Source organism: Amycolatopsis tolypomycina (assembly GCF_900105945.1).
GTDB classification, from domain to species: domain Bacteria; phylum Actinomycetota; class Actinomycetes; order Mycobacteriales; family Pseudonocardiaceae; genus Amycolatopsis; species Amycolatopsis tolypomycina.
Genome location: NZ_FNSO01000004.1, coordinates 5,767,824 through 5,782,881, shown reverse-complemented (window position 1 = coordinate 5,782,881; position 15,058 = coordinate 5,767,824). Strand labels below are relative to the sequence as shown.

At 71.2% G+C, this 15,058-nt stretch carries 20 protein-coding genes; 9 read left to right on the top strand and 11 right to left on the bottom strand.

What is annotated here, in order from left to right:
* Positions 1-93: 93 nt before the first annotated feature.
* Entirely contained in the window at positions 94-1,059 is a 966-nt protein-coding gene (locus tag BLW76_RS36150; protein ID WP_091316138.1) for a quinone oxidoreductase family protein, read from the bottom strand.
* A gap of 186 nt (positions 1,060-1,245) precedes the next feature.
* Here BLW76_RS36150 and BLW76_RS36145 point away from each other — a divergent pair, with 186 nt between their 5' ends.
* From BLW76_RS36145 to BLW76_RS36135, 3 genes are read left to right on the top strand one after another with little or no spacing between them, the layout of a single operon-like run.
* The gene (locus BLW76_RS36145; protein ID WP_043777727.1) at positions 1,246-1,446 is read left to right on the top strand and encodes a hypothetical protein; all 201 of its coding nucleotides are present in this window, start codon (positions 1,246-1,248) and stop codon (positions 1,444-1,446) included.
* An 11-nt stretch (positions 1,447-1,457) separates the two neighbouring features.
* Positions 1,458-1,916 (top strand): guanyl-specific ribonuclease, encoded by a 459-nt coding sequence (locus BLW76_RS36140; RefSeq protein ID WP_091316137.1) that lies wholly within the window; start codon positions 1,458-1,460, stop codon positions 1,914-1,916.
* Complete coding sequence (locus BLW76_RS36135) at positions 1,913-2,281, top strand: barstar family protein (protein ID WP_091316134.1); 369 nt, start codon at positions 1,913-1,915, stop codon at positions 2,279-2,281. The genes BLW76_RS36140 and BLW76_RS36135 overlap by 4 nt, the downstream gene beginning before the upstream one ends.
* Positions 2,282-2,401: 120 nt before the next feature.
* On the opposite strand, the gene BLW76_RS36130 is transcribed toward BLW76_RS36135, so the two are convergent.
* The 9 genes from BLW76_RS36130 to BLW76_RS50845 all read right to left on the bottom strand — a co-directional run bounded on the left by BLW76_RS36130 (position 2,402) and on the right by BLW76_RS50845 (position 9,848).
* Positions 2,402-3,175, bottom strand: a complete 774-nt coding sequence (locus BLW76_RS36130) for an enoyl-CoA hydratase family protein (RefSeq protein ID WP_091316133.1) — start codon at positions 3,173-3,175, stop codon at positions 2,402-2,404.
* Between the two features lie 86 nt (positions 3,176-3,261).
* Positions 3,262-3,891, bottom strand: coding sequence for a cyclase (locus tag BLW76_RS36125; RefSeq protein ID WP_091316127.1), 630 nt, complete (start codon positions 3,889-3,891; stop codon positions 3,262-3,264).
* Positions 3,892-4,146: 255 nt separating this feature from the next.
* Complete coding sequence (locus BLW76_RS36120) at positions 4,147-4,881, bottom strand: sirohydrochlorin chelatase (protein WP_091316115.1); 735 nt, start codon at positions 4,879-4,881, stop codon at positions 4,147-4,149.
* Positions 4,878-6,140, bottom strand: a complete 1,263-nt coding sequence (locus tag BLW76_RS36115; protein WP_091316112.1) for a sulfate adenylyltransferase subunit 1 — start codon at positions 6,138-6,140, stop codon at positions 4,878-4,880. Before BLW76_RS36115 ends, BLW76_RS36120 begins: the two co-directional genes overlap by 4 nt.
* Positions 6,140-7,060: a sulfate adenylyltransferase subunit CysD gene (cysD, locus tag BLW76_RS36110; RefSeq protein WP_091316109.1), complete on the bottom strand. Its 921-nt coding sequence runs from the start codon at positions 7,058-7,060 to the stop codon at positions 6,140-6,142. The genes BLW76_RS36115 and cysD overlap by 1 nt, the downstream gene beginning before the upstream one ends.
* Before the next feature lie 12 nt (positions 7,061-7,072).
* Positions 7,073-7,768 (bottom strand): phosphoadenylyl-sulfate reductase, encoded by a 696-nt coding sequence (locus BLW76_RS36105; protein WP_091316099.1) that lies wholly within the window; start codon positions 7,766-7,768, stop codon positions 7,073-7,075.
* Positions 7,765-7,920, bottom strand: coding sequence for an eL43 family ribosomal protein (locus BLW76_RS50125; RefSeq protein ID WP_091316095.1), 156 nt, complete (start codon positions 7,918-7,920; stop codon positions 7,765-7,767). Before BLW76_RS50125 ends, BLW76_RS36105 begins: the two co-directional genes overlap by 4 nt.
* A complete protein-coding gene (locus tag BLW76_RS36095) occupies positions 7,917-9,605 on the bottom strand; it encodes a nitrite/sulfite reductase (protein WP_091316092.1) in 1,689 nt (562 codons plus the stop codon). Before BLW76_RS36095 ends, BLW76_RS50125 begins: the two co-directional genes overlap by 4 nt.
* A gap of 108 nt (positions 9,606-9,713) precedes the next feature.
* Positions 9,714-9,848, bottom strand: a complete 135-nt coding sequence (locus BLW76_RS50845; protein ID WP_354849046.1) for a putative leader peptide — start codon at positions 9,846-9,848, stop codon at positions 9,714-9,716.
* Between the two features lie 115 nt (positions 9,849-9,963).
* On the opposite strand from BLW76_RS50845, the gene BLW76_RS36090 reads away from it, so the two are divergent.
* From BLW76_RS36090 to BLW76_RS36080, 3 genes are read left to right on the top strand one after another with little or no spacing between them, the layout of a single operon-like run.
* Entirely contained in the window at positions 9,964-10,395 is a 432-nt protein-coding gene (locus BLW76_RS36090; protein WP_091316090.1) for a VOC family protein, read from the top strand.
* 46 nt (positions 10,396-10,441) lie between these two features.
* A complete protein-coding gene (gene hemW, locus BLW76_RS36085) occupies positions 10,442-11,674 on the top strand; it encodes a radical SAM family heme chaperone HemW (RefSeq protein ID WP_091316088.1) in 1,233 nt (410 codons plus the stop codon).
* Positions 11,675-11,734: 60 nt separating this feature from the next.
* Positions 11,735-12,655, top strand: coding sequence for an NADP-dependent oxidoreductase (locus tag BLW76_RS36080; RefSeq protein WP_091316086.1), 921 nt, complete (start codon positions 11,735-11,737; stop codon positions 12,653-12,655).
* Here the strand turns inward: BLW76_RS36080 and BLW76_RS36075 are convergent.
* Positions 12,652-13,353: a TetR/AcrR family transcriptional regulator gene (locus BLW76_RS36075; RefSeq protein WP_279627719.1), complete on the bottom strand. Its 702-nt coding sequence runs from the start codon at positions 13,351-13,353 to the stop codon at positions 12,652-12,654. The two genes, BLW76_RS36080 and BLW76_RS36075, sit on opposite strands and share 4 nt — an antisense overlap.
* Positions 13,354-13,436: 83 nt before the next feature.
* On the opposite strand from BLW76_RS36075, the gene BLW76_RS36070 reads away from it, so the two are divergent.
* From BLW76_RS36070 to BLW76_RS36060, 3 genes are read left to right on the top strand one after another with little or no spacing between them, the layout of a single operon-like run.
* Positions 13,437-13,850 carry an SgcJ/EcaC family oxidoreductase gene (locus tag BLW76_RS36070; protein ID WP_091316080.1) on the top strand — a complete coding sequence of 138 codons (414 nt, stop codon included), beginning with the start codon at positions 13,437-13,439 and terminating at the stop codon, positions 13,848-13,850.
* Positions 13,847-14,206 carry a hypothetical protein gene (locus BLW76_RS36065; RefSeq protein WP_091316077.1) on the top strand — a complete coding sequence of 120 codons (360 nt, stop codon included), beginning with the start codon at positions 13,847-13,849 and terminating at the stop codon, positions 14,204-14,206. The genes BLW76_RS36070 and BLW76_RS36065 overlap by 4 nt, the downstream gene beginning before the upstream one ends.
* Before the next feature lie 39 nt (positions 14,207-14,245).
* The gene (locus tag BLW76_RS36060; protein ID WP_208613463.1) at positions 14,246-15,058 is read left to right on the top strand and encodes a siderophore-interacting protein; all 813 of its coding nucleotides are present in this window, start codon (positions 14,246-14,248) and stop codon (positions 15,056-15,058) included.

Sequence of the window (15,058 nt, the reverse complement as noted above, 5' to 3'; positions counted from 1 at the left end):
CCGGTCTCGAAGTGAAGACGTCGAAAAATCACCAGATGACGAAATGGTTTCCGCGCTGGGCGGATCCGGGGATCCGCCCAGCTCACGGCTGTCTCAGCGGGCGAAGACGATCTTGCCCGCGGTGTCCCCTTCGAGCATCGCCCGGAACCCCTGGGGTGCCTCGGAAAACGGCAGTTCCGCGCCGATCTGGGGGCGGACGCCGGTCAGGTCGAGGTAGGCGAGCAGGTCGGCGAGCTCGTCGCGGGTGCCCATGGTCGAGCCGGCGACGCGCAGCTGGAGGAAGAAGACGCGCTGCAGCTCGGCGTGCGCGTCCGGACCGCTGGTCGACCCGGAAACGACGATGATCCCGCCCGGCTTGAGCGATTTGACCGAATGCGACCAGGTCGCCTTGCCGACGGTCTCGAACACCGCGTCGACGCGCTCGGGCAGCCGCGCGCCCGACTCGAACGCCTGGTGCGCGCCCAGGCCGGTGGCGAGGGCCCGCTTCTCCTCGGTGCGGCCGGTGACCCAGACCCGGAACCCGGCCGCGCGGCCGAGCTGGACCAGCGCCGTCGAGACACCGCCGGAGGCACCCTGCACCAGCATCGTCTGCCCCGGCCGCAGCCCGGACTTCACGAACAGCATCCGGTACGCGGTCAGCCAGGCCGTGCCCATGGTGGCGGCCTCGGCGAAACTGAGCGCCGCGGGCTTCGGGACGACGTTGCGGGCCGGCACGACGACCTGGTCGGCGAAGGTGCCCTGGTGCTTCTCGGTGAGCAGCGTGCGCTTCGGGTCGAGGGTGTCGTCGCCCTGCCAGCCCGGCGCGTTGATCACCGAGTGGATGACGACCTCCGAGCCGTCGTCGAGGGTGCCCGCGCCGTCGCAGCCGAGGATCATCGGGAACTGGTCCGGCTTGATCCCGACCCCGCGCAGCGTCCAGAGGTCGTGCATGTTGAGGCTGGCCGCCTTGACGTGCACGCGGACCCAGCCGTCGGGCACGTCGGGTTCGGGGCGCTCGCCGACGACGAGCGAGTCCAGCGGGCTGTCGGCGTTGGGTTCCTGCGCGTACACGGCGAACATGCCTCGCAACGTACCGCCTCTCCAAACCCTGTGCTGCGTGTCGCGAGACACGGTGAACGGGCCCTGCGACGGTGGGACCGAACCCGACTCCGTCGGGTGGCTTCGCCTCCGTCGCAATCGGCTCCGCCGATTTCAGAAGCGAGGCCCTGGCACGCGGTGGCAGCAGAGCGCGCGTAGGCTCACACCGTGTTCAACGGGCTTGCCGACTGGTGGGACGGGGTCGAGCTGTGGCTCGCCCAGGCCTGGTTCCCGGTGCAGTTCGTGCTGGTCATGGTGGTCGTCGTGCCGCTGTGCCTGGCCGCCGCGTGGGTGCTCGACAAGGTCGTCGGGCTGTTCGCCCGCCGGCTGGCTCCGGGGCGTGACGACGACTCGGACTCCTCGGCATAGGCTCGCGCACCATGTTCAACCGAAGGCGGATCACCGCCGCGCTGATCGGGCTCCTCGTGCTGGTGCTGGGGGGCTGGCTGGTCAAGGACAACCTCGGCAGCGGCTCGTCGGCACCGAGTCCTTCCCCGAGCGTGTCGGCCACGCCCGCCAAGGGCGGTGCCGCCGTGCCGGGCGCGGACTCCGGACTGCCCGTGAAGGCGCTTTCCGCACTGCCGCCGCAGGCCGCGGACACGTGGAAGCTGATCGAGGCGGGCGGCCCGTACCCCTACCCGCGCAACGACGACGTCGTCTTCGAGAACCGGGAGAAGCGCTTGCCCGGCAAGAAGTCCGGCTACTACCACGAGTACACGGTGAAGACGCCGGGGAGTCCCGACCGCGGTGCCCGGCGGCTGATCACCGGGCAGGCGCGCGAGCTGTACTACACCGGCGACCACTACGCGTCGTTCGTCGTCGTGGATCCGGCCCGATGAGCGCCGACGAGCAGGCGAAGGCCGCCGCGGAGGAGGCGTTCTCCCGGGGCGCGTACCCGCACCTGGTGAACTCGCGGCCGACCGTCGACAAGGCCAGCACGCTCACCGCGTTCGCCGAGGCACTGTCCTTTCCGGACTACTTCGGCCACAACCTCGACGCGCTCTACGACTGCCTGACCGACCTGTCGTGGCTGCCGCCGGGCGAGCACGTGCTGATCTGGCCGGGCTCGGACGCGTTGCGCAAGGCGGAACCCAAGACGTACCTGGCGATCCGCAGCGTGCTCTCGGACGCCCAGCGTGCGCTGGGCCCGAGCGGCCGCGGCGCCGGCTCGTGGCGGCTCACCGTCGTGCTGCCGGACGCCTGAGCCGCGTCCGGCCCGCGTTCCGGTTCAGTCCCAAGCGCCCCAATGTGGCGTTCGGTGCGTCCAACGCACCGAACGCCACATTGGGTGCGTTGGACGCAACCAACGCCACATTGGGGCGCTTCAGTCCTGCGGCACCCAGTTCGGCTTGCGCTTCTGGGCGAAGGCCAGGATGCCCTCCTGCCCTTCCTCGCCGGCGAAGAACTTCGCGGACAGGCCGAGCATCTCGTCGAAGCCGTCCGACGGCGTCGCCGGGCGGGGGCGGCTCAGGAGCGCCTTCGTCTCCGCCAGTGCCTTCGGGCCGCCGGCCGCGAGAGCCTTGACGTACCGGGCGACCTCGTCGTCGAGCTGCTCGGCCGGGACAGCCGAGTTCAGCAGGCCGATCTCCACCGCGCGGCGGGCGTCGAACGTGTCGCCGGTCAAGAAGAGCTCGTGGGCCGCGCGGGGGGTGAGGCGGGGGAGGACCGTCAGCGAGATGATCGCCGGCACCACGCCGATGCGGACTTCGGAGAAGGCGAACGTCGCTTCCGGCACGGCCACGGCGATGTCGCAGGCGGCCACCATGCCGATGCCGCCGGCGCGGGCGGGGCCGGCCAGGCGGGCGACGACCGGCTTCGGGCTGGTCCACAGCTGCTCGAGGATGTGCGGGAACTCGTTCACGCCCTGGTCGCCCGCGCCGGCGCCGCGGGCCTCCTTGAGGTCCATCCCCGCGCAGAACACCGGCCCGGTGTGGGTCAGCACGATCACGCGCACGGCGCTGTCGGTGGCCGCCTTGTCGAGGGAGCCCGAGAGTTCGCGGCGCAACTGGGCCGAGAGCGCGTTGCGGTTGTGCGGGGAGTCCAGGGTGATCGTGGCGGTGCCGCCCACCACGTCGTAGTGCACCAGTTCGTCAGCCATGCCCGTCACCCTTGCACATCCGCGGCGCGTGGCCGGTGTTACGCGGGCCACCCCGCGGGCTCGTCACCCGCGGGGTGGCCCGGCGCTCAGCCGATGGTCGTGGTGGTGAAGACCGGGCTCGGGTTGGGGAAGCAGGCCGTCGGCGCGGTGAGGTCGCCGATGATCGTGCTCGCCACCGCCTTGAACGTCAGGCCCGGGTCGGTGTAGCTGGTGCCGCCCAGCTTGGTCTGGATGGTCCCCGACTGGCCCGCCGTCAGGTGCGCGGTGACGGTGGGCAGTTCGAAGGTGGCGCCCCCGGCGATCGGGCCGGGGAAGCTCAGCGTGGCGACGCCGTTCGCGACCGAGATGGCCGGCGGGGTGGAGCCGAGGCCGGACCCGCCGGACAGCGTCGCACCGACGTACGACGAGTTGGCCGGGATCGGGATCTTGAGCGCGAAGGTGTTGATGTTCTTGACCTTGTTCCCGCTCACCTCGCTCGGCACGGTGTTCGGCGCCGGATCGATGACGACGTCGAACGCGGCACTGGGCGCCACCGTGGCGGGCGCGCTGACGTCGGCGTCCTGGTTCAGCGCCACCTTCTGCGGCCCGACGATCGGGGCGTTCGCCTGGCAGTCGAAGGTGACGCTGGTGGCGGCCGACGCCGGAGCGGCGAGGGCGATGGGGAGCACCGCGGCCGCGGTCAGCGCGGCGAGCCGGGAGAAGTGAAGAGCTTTCATCTGTGTCCACCTACCTGCGGTTTCACGAGGGGAGGGAAGAAAGCTGCGCAGCCGTTCAGATTGTTACCGGCGAGTTAAGTAACATGTCAAGGATTCACTGTTCCCATGCGCACTGGGTAACAGAAATGTGAATTTGTCTCACCTCTTGGCGGTGGTGCGGCGGCCCCGGGTACGCAGGGTGCTCGAACTGGGCACCGACGGCGGCCGGTGGCCGGCCCAAGGCCGACGACATGGACGCGATCGCCGAGGGTTGAGTCAGGCGTACTGCCGCAGCAGTCCGCTGACCGCGGTGGCGTACCGCGCCACGACGACGTCGGCCACGCGCGGGTCGTCGGCCAGTGGCGCCGCGATGAACGCCTGCGGATCCGCCTCGCGGGCCAGCCGGGCGATCCGGTCCGGGAGCAAGCCCGGCGCCAGGAACCACGACGCGACGACCAAGTGCCGCGCGCCCCGCGCCCGCAACGCCGCGGCCGCCGCCGGGATGTCCGGCTGGGCGGCCGAGGCGAACGCCTCGCTCACCGGGACGCCCAGGCGCTCCTCCCAGCGGGACGCCAGGGAAGCGACGACCGCGTTGGCCGTGGCGTTCGACGAGCCGACCGCGCTGACGATCACGCCGCGGCCGGCCACCGGCGCCGCGGCCAGCCGGTCCAGGGCGACCGCCTCCAGCGCGGGGTCGGCACCCAGCACGTCCGACGTCCGCACGACGAGACCCGGGCAGTCCGCGACGACCGAGTCGATCAGTGCCGGCAGGTCGACCCGGGCGTGGAACGCGCTGCCCAGCAGCAGCGGCACGACGACCGCTGTGCGGTGGCCGTCGGCGTACAGCCCCCGGAGCACGTCCGTGACCAGCGGGGCCGACAGATCCAGGAAGGACTCGTGCACCGCAACGCCCGGTGCCCGGTCGCGCACGACGTCGACGAGTGCCCGCACGGTCGCCGCCGAGCGGGGGTCACGGCTGCCGTGCGCGACGGCGACCAGCGGCGGTGTCACGAGAAGCGCTCACCCACCAGGCCCGCGGCGAGGGTGTCGCCGTCCTTCGGGTCGATCACCAGGAACGCGCCGGTGCGCGGGCTCACGCCGTAGTCGTCGACGCCCAGCTCCTCCGACAGCCGCAGCGTGACACGGCCGATGTCGTTGAGCTCCAGCGACGCCGGGGAGTCCACACTGGACAGTGTCTGCTCGTCGAACCGCGCGTGCAGCTCGTCCACCAGCGCCTGCACCGTGCGGGCGCCGTGCTTGACCAGCACGCGCGCGCCCGGCTTGAGCGGCTTGGACGAGAGCCAGCACAGCGTGCCGGTGATCTCGTCGGTCACCCGCGGCGGCGCGTCCGCGGCGGCGATCAGGTCGCCGCGGGAGATGTCGATGTCGTCGGTGAGCAGCAGCGTCACCGACGTCCCGGCGCCGGCTTCGGCCAGGGGCCCGTCCGCGGTGTCGATCCGCTCGACGCGGCTGCGGATGCCCTGCGGCAGCACGACGACCTCGTCGCCCGGGCGCACGGTGCCAGCGGCGATCTGGCCCGCGTAGCCGCGGTAGTCGAGGTACTCCGGCGTGCGCGGCCGGATGACGTACTGCACCGGGAACCGCAGGGCCGAGTCGTGCGGGTCGGGCGCGACCGGCACCTCCTCCAGGTGCTCCAGCAGGCTGGGCCCGGTGTACCACGGCGTCCGCTCCGACCGCGTCGCGACGTTGTCGCCTTCCAGCGCCGACACCGGGATCGCGAGGACGGAACCCCGTGTGTACCCCAGCGACTCCGCGTGCGAGGCGAACTCCTCGGCGATCACCGTGAACGTCGCCTCGTCGTAGCCGACCAGGTCGATCTTGTTCACCGCCAGCACCAGCTGCGGCACGCCGAGCAGGGCCAGCACGGCCGCGTGCCGCCGGGTCTGCTCGATGACGCCCTTGCGCGCGTCGACCAGCAGCACGGCCAGCTGTGCGGTGGAAGCTCCGGTGACCGTGTTGCGCGTGTACTGCACGTGCCCCGGCGTGTCGGCCAGCACGAACGACCGCTTCGGCGTGGCGAAGTAGCGGTAGGCGACGTCGATGGTGATGCCCTGCTCGCGCTCCGAGCGCAGGCCGTCCACCAGCAGGGAGAGGTCCGGTGTGGACAGTCCCTTGTCGACGGACGCCCGGGTGACGGCGTCGAGCTGGTCGGCGAGCACCGACTTCGTGTCGTACAGCAGCCGGCCGACGAGGGTGGACTTGCCGTCGTCGACGCTCCCGGCGGTGGCCAGGCGCAGCAGCGAACTCATCAGAAGTACCCCTCACGCTTGCGGTCTTCCATGGCCGCTTCGGACATCCGGTCGTCGGCCCTGGTCGCGCCGCGCTCGGTGAGCCGCGAGGCCGACACCTCGGCGATGACGTCTTCGACGGTGGCCGCGGTGGATTCGATCGCGCCGGTGCACGAGCCGTCGCCGACGGTCCGGTAGCGCACGGTCAGCTCACGGACCTCTTCGCCCGGCCGCGGACCGCCCCACGGGCCCTCGGCCAGCAGCATCCCGTCGCGCAGGTAGACCTCGCGCTGGTGCGCGTAGTAGATCGAGGGCAGCTCGACCTTCTCGCGGGCGATGTAGTTCCAGACGTCGGCCTCGGTCCAGTTGGACAGCGGGAAGACGCGGACCTGCTCGCCCGGGCGGTGCCTGCCGTTGTAGAGGTTCCACAGCTCGGGGCGCTGGCGCCGCGGCTCCCACTGGCCGAAGGCGTTGCGGAGGCTGAAGATGCGCTCCTTCGCGCGGGCGCGTTCCTCGTCCCGGCGGCCGCCGCCGAACACGGCGTCGAACTTGTTCTCCGCGATCGTGTCGAGCAGCGGCGTGGTCTGCAGCGGGTTGCGCATCCCGTCCGCGCGCTCTTCCAGACGGCCGTCGTCGATCCAGTCCTGTACCTTCGCGACGACCAGGCGCAGGCCGTGGCGTTCGACGACGCGGTCGCGGAACTCGATGACCTCGTCGAAGTTGTGCCCGGTGTCCACGTGCAGCAGCGGGAACGGCACCGGCGCCGGCCAGAACGCCTTGATCGCCAGGTGCAGCAGCAGCGTCGAGTCCTTGCCGCCGGAGAACAGGATCACCGGCCGGTCGAACTCGCCCGCCACCTCCCGGAAGATGTGGATGGCCTCGGACTCCAGTGCCGCGAGGTTGTCTTGTGCCGCATCGGTCGCGGGCTCCAAGGTCGTCATGCGTCCCTTTCCTCAGCCGTGCAGTCCGCACTCGGTCTTGCTCTGGCCCGCCCACCGGCCGCTGCGCGGGTCCTGCCCCGGCTCCACGCGAGCCGTGCAGGGCGCGCAGCCGATCGAGAGGTAGCCGATCGACACCAGCGGGTTCTCGAGGATGCCGTGCTCGCGGATATAGCCGTTGAACTCGTCGTCGGTCCACGGCGCGATCGGGTTGATCTTGACGAGGCCGTTGCGGTCGTCCCAGGTGACGATCGGCGTGTTCGCGCGGGTCGGCGCGTCGACGCGGCGGACGCCGGTGACCCACGCGGAGTAGTTGGCGAGGGTCTTGCGCAGCGGCACCACCTTGCGCAGGTTGCAGCACAGCGTCGGGTCACGGTCGTGCAGCTTCGCGCCGTACTCGGCGTCCTGCTCGGCGACGCTCTGCTCGGCCTGCGCGTTCACGATGCGAACGTCCGGGTAGACGGTCTGGACGGCGTCACGCGTGCCGAGCGTCTCGGGGAAGTGGTAGCCGGTCTCGAGGAACAGAACGTCCACATCGGACTTGACCTTGGTGGCGAGGTCGATGAGCACGGCGTCCTGCATGTTGGACGCGACGATGAAGTCGTCGCCGAACGTGTCCACTGTCCAGCGGATCGCTTCTTCCGCGGTGGCGTCGGCGAGCTCCTTCGAGGCGCGCTCGGCGAGGGTCTTGTAGTCGGCGGTGGCGGTCATCGGGAAACCTCCGGAAGGGACAGTCCGAGGAACTTGACCGAGAAAACCCGGCGACAACTGGAACACAGCCAGCCGCCGTTCTCTTCCGGCCGGAGATCCTCGTCGCCGCAATAAGGGCAGTAGTACGGCGCTGCTCGCTCGGATGAGGTCACTGGAGGGCGCTTTCCTCGGCACGGGCGGCCCACTGCGGGAACCGCTCGCCCGGTTCGCGCCCGGCGACGTAGTTGCGCACGACCCGCTCGACGTACCCGGTCAGCTCGCCGGACGTCACCTTGTGGCCGCGCAGCTTCCGGCCGAACCCGGCGTCGAGGCCGAGCCCGCCGCCCAGGTGCACCTGGAAGCCTTCGACCTGGTTGCCGTCGGCGTCGGTGACGATCTGGCCCTTGAGGCCGATGTCCGCGGTCTGGATCCGCGCGCAGGAGTTCGGGCAGCCGTTGAGGTGCACGGTGACCGGCGTCTCGAGGCCGTCCTGGATGTCGGCGAGGGACTTCTCGAGGTCCGCGACGAGCTGCTGCGCGCGGGCCTTCGTCTCGACGATGGCGAGCTTGCAGAACTCCAGCCCGGTGCAGGCCATCACGCCGCGCCGCCACGGCGAGGGCTTCGTCTCCAGCCCCAGCTCGGCCAGCTCGGCCGACAGCGTGGCGACCTGGGCTTCGGGAACGTCGAGCACGACGAGCTTCTGCTGCGGGGTGAGCCGAACGCGGTTCGACCCGGCCCGCTCGGCGGCCTTGGCGACGGCCACGAGCGTGCCGCCGGAGGAGCGGCCGGCGATCGGCGCGGCGCCGACGTAGAACTTGCCGTCGACCTGCGGGTGCACGCCGACGTGGTCGATCGGGACGGCCGGGTCGACCGGCGGCGGGCCGTCGATCAGCTCGCGCTTGAGGTACTCGTCCTGCAGCACCTGGCGGAACTTCGCCGCGCCCCAGTCCTTGACCAGGAACTTGATACGGGCCCGCGAGCGCAGCCGCCGGTAGCCGTAGTCGCGGAAGATCGAGATGACGCCTTCCCAGACGTCCGGGACCTCGGCCAGGGGGATCCAGGCGCCGAGGCGCTGCCCGAGCATCGGGTTGGTGGACAGGCCGCCGCCGACCCAGACGTCGAAGCCGGGCCCGTGCTCCGGGTGGTCGACGCCGACGAAGGCGACGTCGTGGATCTCGTGGGCGACGTCGGGCTGGCCGGAGATCGCGGTCTTGAACTTGCGCGGCAGGTTGGCGTACTCGGGCTTGCCGATGTAGCGGCGCTTGATCTCGTCGATCGCCGGGGTGCCGTCGATCACCTCGGCCGCGGCGATGCCCGCGACCGGCGAGCCGAGGATGACGCGGGGGCTGTCGCCGCAGGCCTCCATCGTCGTCATGCCGGCGTTCTCGAGCTTGGCCCAGATCGTCGGCACGTCCTCGATCCGGATCCAGTGGTACTGGATGTTCTGCCGGTCGGTGATGTCGGCGGTGTCGCGCGCGTACTGCTGCGAGATCTCGCCGAGCACGGTGAGCTGGCCGGTGGTCAATGCGCCGCCGTCGATCCGGACCCGCAGCATGAAGTAGCGGTCGTCGAGCTCTTCTGGCTCGAGCGTCGCCGTGCGGCCGCCGTCGATCCCCGGCTTGCGCTGGGTGTAGAGGCCGAACCAGCGGAACCGGCCGCGCAGGTCGCCCGGGTCGATCGCGTCGAACCCGCGGTGGGCGTAGATGTTCTCGATGCGTGCCCGCACGTTGAGCGGGTGGTCGTCCTTCTTGGACCGCTCGTTCGGGTTCAGCGGCTCCCGGTAACCGAGCGCCCACTGCCCTTCGCCGCGCTTCTGCTTGGCGCGCGCGGGGCGGGCTGGGGTCTGGGGCGTGGCCATGGCGGCGTCCTCCGAGAGGCTTTTCGTGGCGGCGGAGGACCACCGGCTCGCGGGGGTGTCCTCCGGCGCCGGCTGTCCGAAATTCGTGGCAGGTGGTGGCGACGGGAGTCAGCGAACGGGTACGCAGAGGGCGCTGGCGACCCGCAGGAGGTCGACGTGGCGGCGGGCCACGAGGAGAACACCGGCATGAGTCACGACGTCAGCGTGCCACGCGTCCACAATGTGGTCCAGGCCTGCCCGCATGGTGGGAGATGGGTCACTTACCTGCGCAAACCGTGTCAACCCACCCCGGTTGCCTCTTCAAACCACTACATGTAGAGTACTTCAAGTACAGTGCTTTGAGTGAGAGGAACCGGGGATGCAGGTCAAGGGTTTCGGGGCGGGTTATCTGGTCGACGACGTCGCCGCGACCACTCGCTTCTACGCGGACGTCGTCGGCCTGCCGGTCACCGTCGAGCTCGACTGGTTCGCCAGCGTCAACGCCGGCGCGCCGGGCTACGAGATCAGCTTCGTGCAGCGCGGGCACGAGACAGTGCCGCCCGCCTACCGTGCGCAGGAGGCAGCCGGGCTGATGTTCGGGCTGATCGTCGAGGACGCCCGGGCCGAGGCGAAGCGGCTGGAAGAAGCGGGGGTCGAACTGGTCACCCCGGTGGTCGACGAGGTCTACGGGCAGCGGCACTTCTACGTCGCCGACCCGAACGGCGTGCTGCTCGACGTCATCGAGCTGATCCCGGTCGACCCGGACTGGGCGGCGGCCAACCTCCCGGCGGCCGACGTGCCCGTGTCGTAACAGGTGTTGACCCGATCGGCCCCTTGAGGCGACCGGGCGTGACGGGGTGGACAATTCTCGCGTGTCCCAGCTGCGTCCCGACCCCGCCACACCGATCGATCCGGCGTTGCCGGAATCCGCGCTGAAGGGGCTGGGCAGCAGAGCGTTCGGGGTGTACGTGCACGTCCCGTTCTGCGCCACGCGCTGCGGGTACTGCGACTTCAACACCTACACCGCGGGGGAGCTCGACAGCGGTTCGTCGCCGCAGTCCTGGCTCGAAGGGCTGCGGCGCGAGCTGGAGCTCGCCGCGCGCGTGCTCGTCGTGCCGCCCGCCGCCGACACCGTGTTCGTCGGGGGCGGCACGCCGTCGCTGCTGGGGGCGGACGGGCTGCGGTCGGTGCTCGACGCCGTCCGCGACGTCTTCGGGCTGGCGCCCGGGGCCGAGGTGACGACGGAGTCGAACCCGGAGTCGACGTCGCCGGAGTTCTTCGCCGGGATCCGCGAAGCGGGCTACACGCGGGTGTCGCTGGGTATGCAGTCGGCCGCGCCGCACGTGCTGAAGATCCTCGACCGGGTGCACACGCCGGGCCGGCCGGGGAAGGCCGCCGCCGAGGCGCGGACGGCGGGGTTCGAGCACGTGAACCTCGACGTGATCTACGGCACGCCGGGCGAGCGGGCCGACGACCTGCGCGCGACGCTCGACGCCGTGCTGGCCGCCGGCGTCGACCACGTCTCGGCGTACGCGCTGATCGTCGAGGAGGGCACGGCGCTGGCCCGCCGCGTGCGCCGCGGCGAGCTGCCCGCGCCCGACGACGACGTGCTGGCCGCGGACTACGAGATGATCGACGCGATGCTGTCCTCGGCGGGACTGCGCTGGTACGAGGTGTCGAACTGGGCGGCGTCCGACGCGGCCCGGTGCCGGCACAACCTCGGCTACTGGCGGGGTGACGACTGGTGGGGCGCCGGACCGGGCGCGCACAGCCACGTCGGCGGGGTGCGCTGGTGGAACGTCAAGCACCCGGCGCGCTACGCCGCCTTGCTGGCCTCCGGTGACTCGCCCGCGGGCGGGCGCGAGGTGCTCACCGACGACGACCAGCACCTCGAGCGGATCATGCTCGAACTGCGTGTCGCCGAAGGGCTGCCGCTGGACGCGCTCGACGAGACCGGCCTGGCCGAAGCACGGGCGGCCGCGGCCGAAGGGCTGCTCGATCCGTCCGCATTGGACTCCCGGGGCCGTGCGGTGCTCACCGACCGCGGCCGGCTGCTGGCCGACGGGGTGGTCCGCCGCCTCGCCGGGTAGGGATTAAAACCGGGCCCCCGGTCGTTGCTTGTATTCAGCAACGACTTTGGAGGAGGCCTCATGGCGCGCGCGATCAGGTTCGACGAGTACGGCGACGTGGAGGTTCTCCGGGTCGAGGACGTCCCGCGGCCGGTCCCGGGACCGGGTCAGGTGCTCGTCGAGGTGCGGGCCGCCGGGATCAACCCGGGCGAGGCGAGCATCCGGAAGGGGCTGCTGCATTCGCGGTTCCCGGCGACGTTCCCCTCGGGGCAGGGCAGTGACTTCGCGGGGGTTGTCGCTTCGCTCGGCGAAGGCGTCTCGGACGTCGCTGTCGGCGACGAGGTCATCGGGTTCGTCGACACGCGGTCGAGTCACGCGGAGTTCGTCGTCGCGGAGGCGGCGAACCTCACGCCGCGGCCCGACGGGGTCCCGTGGGAGGTGGCCGGCTCCCTGTTCGTCGCCGGCACCACCGCGTACGCCGCGGTGGGCGCGGTGTGCCCGCGGGAAGGCGAGACCGTCGTCGTCTCGGGCGCGGCGGGCGGCGTGGGCGCGCTCGCGGTGCAGCTGGCCCGCCTCGCCGGCGCCACCGTGATCGGCCTGGCCGGCGAGGCGAACCACGAGTGGCTGCGCGAGCTCGGCGTCATCCCGGTCGCCTACGGCGAGGGCGTGCTCGACCGGATCCGCGAAGCCGCGCCGTCCGGCGTGCACGCGTTCGTCGACACCTTCGGCTCGGGGTACGTGGAACTGGCGCTGCACCTGGGGATCCACCCCGGGCGGATCAACACGATCATCGACTTCGCGGCGGCCGAGAAGTACAACGTGAAGACCGACGGCAACGCGGCCGCGGCGTCGGCCGACGTGCTGCGCGAGCTGGGCCTGTTGCTGGACAAGGGCCTGCTGACGCTGCCGATCGCCCGCGTGTACCCGCTGGCCGAGGTCCGGGACGCCTACCGCGAGCTGGAGCGGCGGCACACGCGCGGCAAGATCGTGCTGCGGCCCTAGGTCTTCGCCAGCACTTTCAGCCCGGCCAGGAACGCCTCGAGCGCGAACTCGAGGCGTTCCTTCGCCGTTTCGGCGGAGAAGAACTCGCCGACCTGCAGCATGTTGGGGAACGACGCGGCGGGCAGCGACCGCATGTACGCCACCATCTGCCTGCCGCGTTCGCCGGCGTCGTTCTGATCGATCTCGCCCCACGTCCAGCCGCTCGCCTCGTAGGCGTATGCCTTGGCGTAGAGGGAAAGCGCGTCGCCCGCGAAGGTCGCCTGCTTGAGGGTCAACCCGCCCGCGCGGAGCAGGGCGAGCATGCCTTCGCCCTGCTTCAGCGAGTTGGGCGTGACCGGCACGGCGATGTCCCACGCGATGCGCGCGATGCCGCGGTGTGCGGCCATCGCGTGGATCTGGTCGCGGACGAGTTCCTTGACCTGCTCGTCCCAGCGCGCCGGGTCCGGTTGCGGGACCAGGATGTCGGCGAGCACGGCGTCGAGCATCAGCTCCGCCAGTTCGTCCTTGTTCGCGACGTGCGCGTAGAGCGACGCGGGCCCGGTCTCCAGTTCCTGGGCGACCCGCCGCATGGTGACCGCGTCGATCCCTTCGTCGTCCAAGACGATCAAGGCCGCGCGCACGATCGAGGCCTGGGAGAGAACGGGTTTGGCGGCGCGGCGGCGGGGCGGCCTGCGCCACGGCGGCGGAGGAGCAGTCACCCGAACACTGTACTTGACGCGAACGCCGTTCGAGAGTAGAACGGTGTTTGTAAGACGAACGACGTTCGATCGAGGGGGATCTGATGACGGCTACTGCCGAGGCTGAGGTGCGTGGAGTGCTGGGCCGGCTCACCGACGCGTGGAACGCCGGGGACGCCGCCGCGTACGGGCGGTTGTTCACCGAAGACGCGGACTACGTGACGTTCTTCGGGCTGAACTTCCCGGGGCGGGAGGCGATCGAGAGTTCGCACCGGGCCTTGTTCGAGGGGTCGTTGCGCGGGGTGAAGCTGACCGCTTCGCCCGGCCGGGCGGCGAAGGTGCGATTCGTCCGGCCGGATGTCGCCGTGGCCGTCGTCGGCGGTGGCTCGTCGCTGACCGGGGCGGAGGTCGGTGACGAGGGTCGGGAGTCGACCGTTTCGTTCGTGCTCGTCCGGGAGGAGGGCGAGTGGCTGATCACGGCGTTCCAGAACACGCGGGTTTCGGATCCGCGCGGGTGAAAACGCTTGCGGAGGCCGCCGGGGTCGTCGCGCGGCCGCCGGCGGAGGTGTTCGAACGGCTGGTGTCGAAGCTGGGTGGCGGCGGCCACCCGATGCGGATGGAGGTCGAGCGGGCGCGGGGGTTCGTCGCGGTGCAGGGCGGCTGGTGGTACCGCGGCGAGTACCGCGTCACGGCGGATCCGGGCGGGGCGCGCGTCGAGCACCGGGTGGTCAACGCGGCGTCGTGGGGAAGGTGGGGCGTGCCGGTGGCGAACCGGTTCTTCGTCGGGTTCCGGAAGGAGGTGAGTGCCGGGTTCGGGAGGTTGCTCGCGGAACTGGGTACACCTGAGTGGCCGCGTGCCGATTTTGGCGCGTAGGGTGACTTAGGTAAGCCTTAGTGATGGTTGGAGTGGCCGATGGCTGAAGCACCCCGGCGGTCCGGGCGTCCCGCGGTGCGGCTGCGGGTGCTGCGAACCGAACGGCTGACCCCGCACATGATCCGGATCGTCGCGGGCGGCGAGGGAATCGCGCAGTTCACGCCGAACGAGTTCACCGACGCCTACGTGAAGGTGCTGTTCAAGGTGCCCGGCGTGGAGTACCCGGAGCCGTTCGACGTCCAGGAGTGCCGGGCGACGATGGCGCGCGAGCACTGGCCGCGGCAGCGTTCGTACACGGTCCGTGCGTTCGACGCGCAGGCCGGCGAGCTCGTCCTCGACTTCGTCCACCACGGCGACGAGGGCATCGCCGGTCCGTGGGCGGCGTCGGCCCAGCCGGGCGACGAGCTGCTGGTGCTGGGGCCGGGCGGGGCGTACGCGCCCGGCGGCGCGGCGGACTGGCACCTGCTGGCCGGGGACGAAAGCGCGTTGCCGGCCATCGCGGCGTCGCTCGAAGCGCTGCCCGCGGGTGTCCCGGCGCAGGCGGTGATCCTCGTCGAGAACGCGGCCGAGGAGCAGCCGCTGGTCACGAAGGCGGACGCGCAGATCACCTGGCTGCACCGGGCGTCCGGCGGTGACGTGGCGGCCGCGGTGCGCGAGCTGCCGTGGCGCGACGGCGTCGTCCAGGCGTTCGTCCACGGCGAGGCGGGATTCGTCCGCGAGCTGCGGCGGTACCTGCTCGACGAGCGCGGGGTGCGGCGCGAGCTGCTGTCGATCTCCGGCTACTGGCGGTACGGCAAGAACGACGAAGCCTGGCGCGAAGAGAAGGCGGCCGAGCGGGCGCGGGAGAAGTAA

What these genes read in the sequence shown, in the direction of transcription:
- BLW76_RS36150 (WP_091316138.1), bottom strand. Translation starts at nt 1,059, where the DNA reads ATGTTCGCCGTGTACGCGCAGGAACCCAACGCCGACAGCCCGCTGGAC.
- BLW76_RS36140 (WP_091316137.1), top strand. Translation starts at nt 1,458, where the DNA reads ATGTTCAACCGAAGGCGGATCACCGCCGCGCTGATCGGGCTCCTCGTG.
- BLW76_RS36135 (WP_091316134.1), top strand. Translation starts at nt 1,913, where the DNA reads ATGAGCGCCGACGAGCAGGCGAAGGCCGCCGCGGAGGAGGCGTTCTCC.
- BLW76_RS36130 (WP_091316133.1), bottom strand. Translation starts at nt 3,175, where the DNA reads ATGGCTGACGAACTGGTGCACTACGACGTGGTGGGCGGCACCGCCACG.
- BLW76_RS36125 (WP_091316127.1), bottom strand. Translation starts at nt 3,891, where the DNA reads ATGAAAGCTCTTCACTTCTCCCGGCTCGCCGCGCTGACCGCGGCCGCG.
- BLW76_RS36115 (WP_091316112.1), bottom strand. Translation starts at nt 6,140, where the DNA reads ATGAGTTCGCTGCTGCGCCTGGCCACCGCCGGGAGCGTCGACGACGGC.
- cysD (WP_091316109.1), bottom strand. Translation starts at nt 7,060, where the DNA reads ATGACGACCTTGGAGCCCGCGACCGATGCGGCACAAGACAACCTCGCG.
- BLW76_RS36105 (WP_091316099.1), bottom strand. Translation starts at nt 7,768, where the DNA reads ATGACCGCCACCGCCGACTACAAGACCCTCGCCGAGCGCGCCTCGAAG.
- BLW76_RS36095 (WP_091316092.1), bottom strand. Translation starts at nt 9,605, where the DNA reads ATGGCCACGCCCCAGACCCCAGCCCGCCCCGCGCGCGCCAAGCAGAAG.
- BLW76_RS50845 (WP_354849046.1), bottom strand. Translation starts at nt 9,848, where the DNA reads ATGCGGGCAGGCCTGGACCACATTGTGGACGCGTGGCACGCTGACGTC.
- BLW76_RS36090 (WP_091316090.1), top strand. Translation starts at nt 9,964, where the DNA reads ATGCAGGTCAAGGGTTTCGGGGCGGGTTATCTGGTCGACGACGTCGCC.
- BLW76_RS36080 (WP_091316086.1), top strand. Translation starts at nt 11,735, where the DNA reads ATGGCGCGCGCGATCAGGTTCGACGAGTACGGCGACGTGGAGGTTCTC.
- BLW76_RS36070 (WP_091316080.1), top strand. Translation starts at nt 13,437, where the DNA reads ATGACGGCTACTGCCGAGGCTGAGGTGCGTGGAGTGCTGGGCCGGCTC.
- BLW76_RS36060 (WP_208613463.1), top strand. Translation starts at nt 14,246, where the DNA reads ATGGCTGAAGCACCCCGGCGGTCCGGGCGTCCCGCGGTGCGGCTGCGG.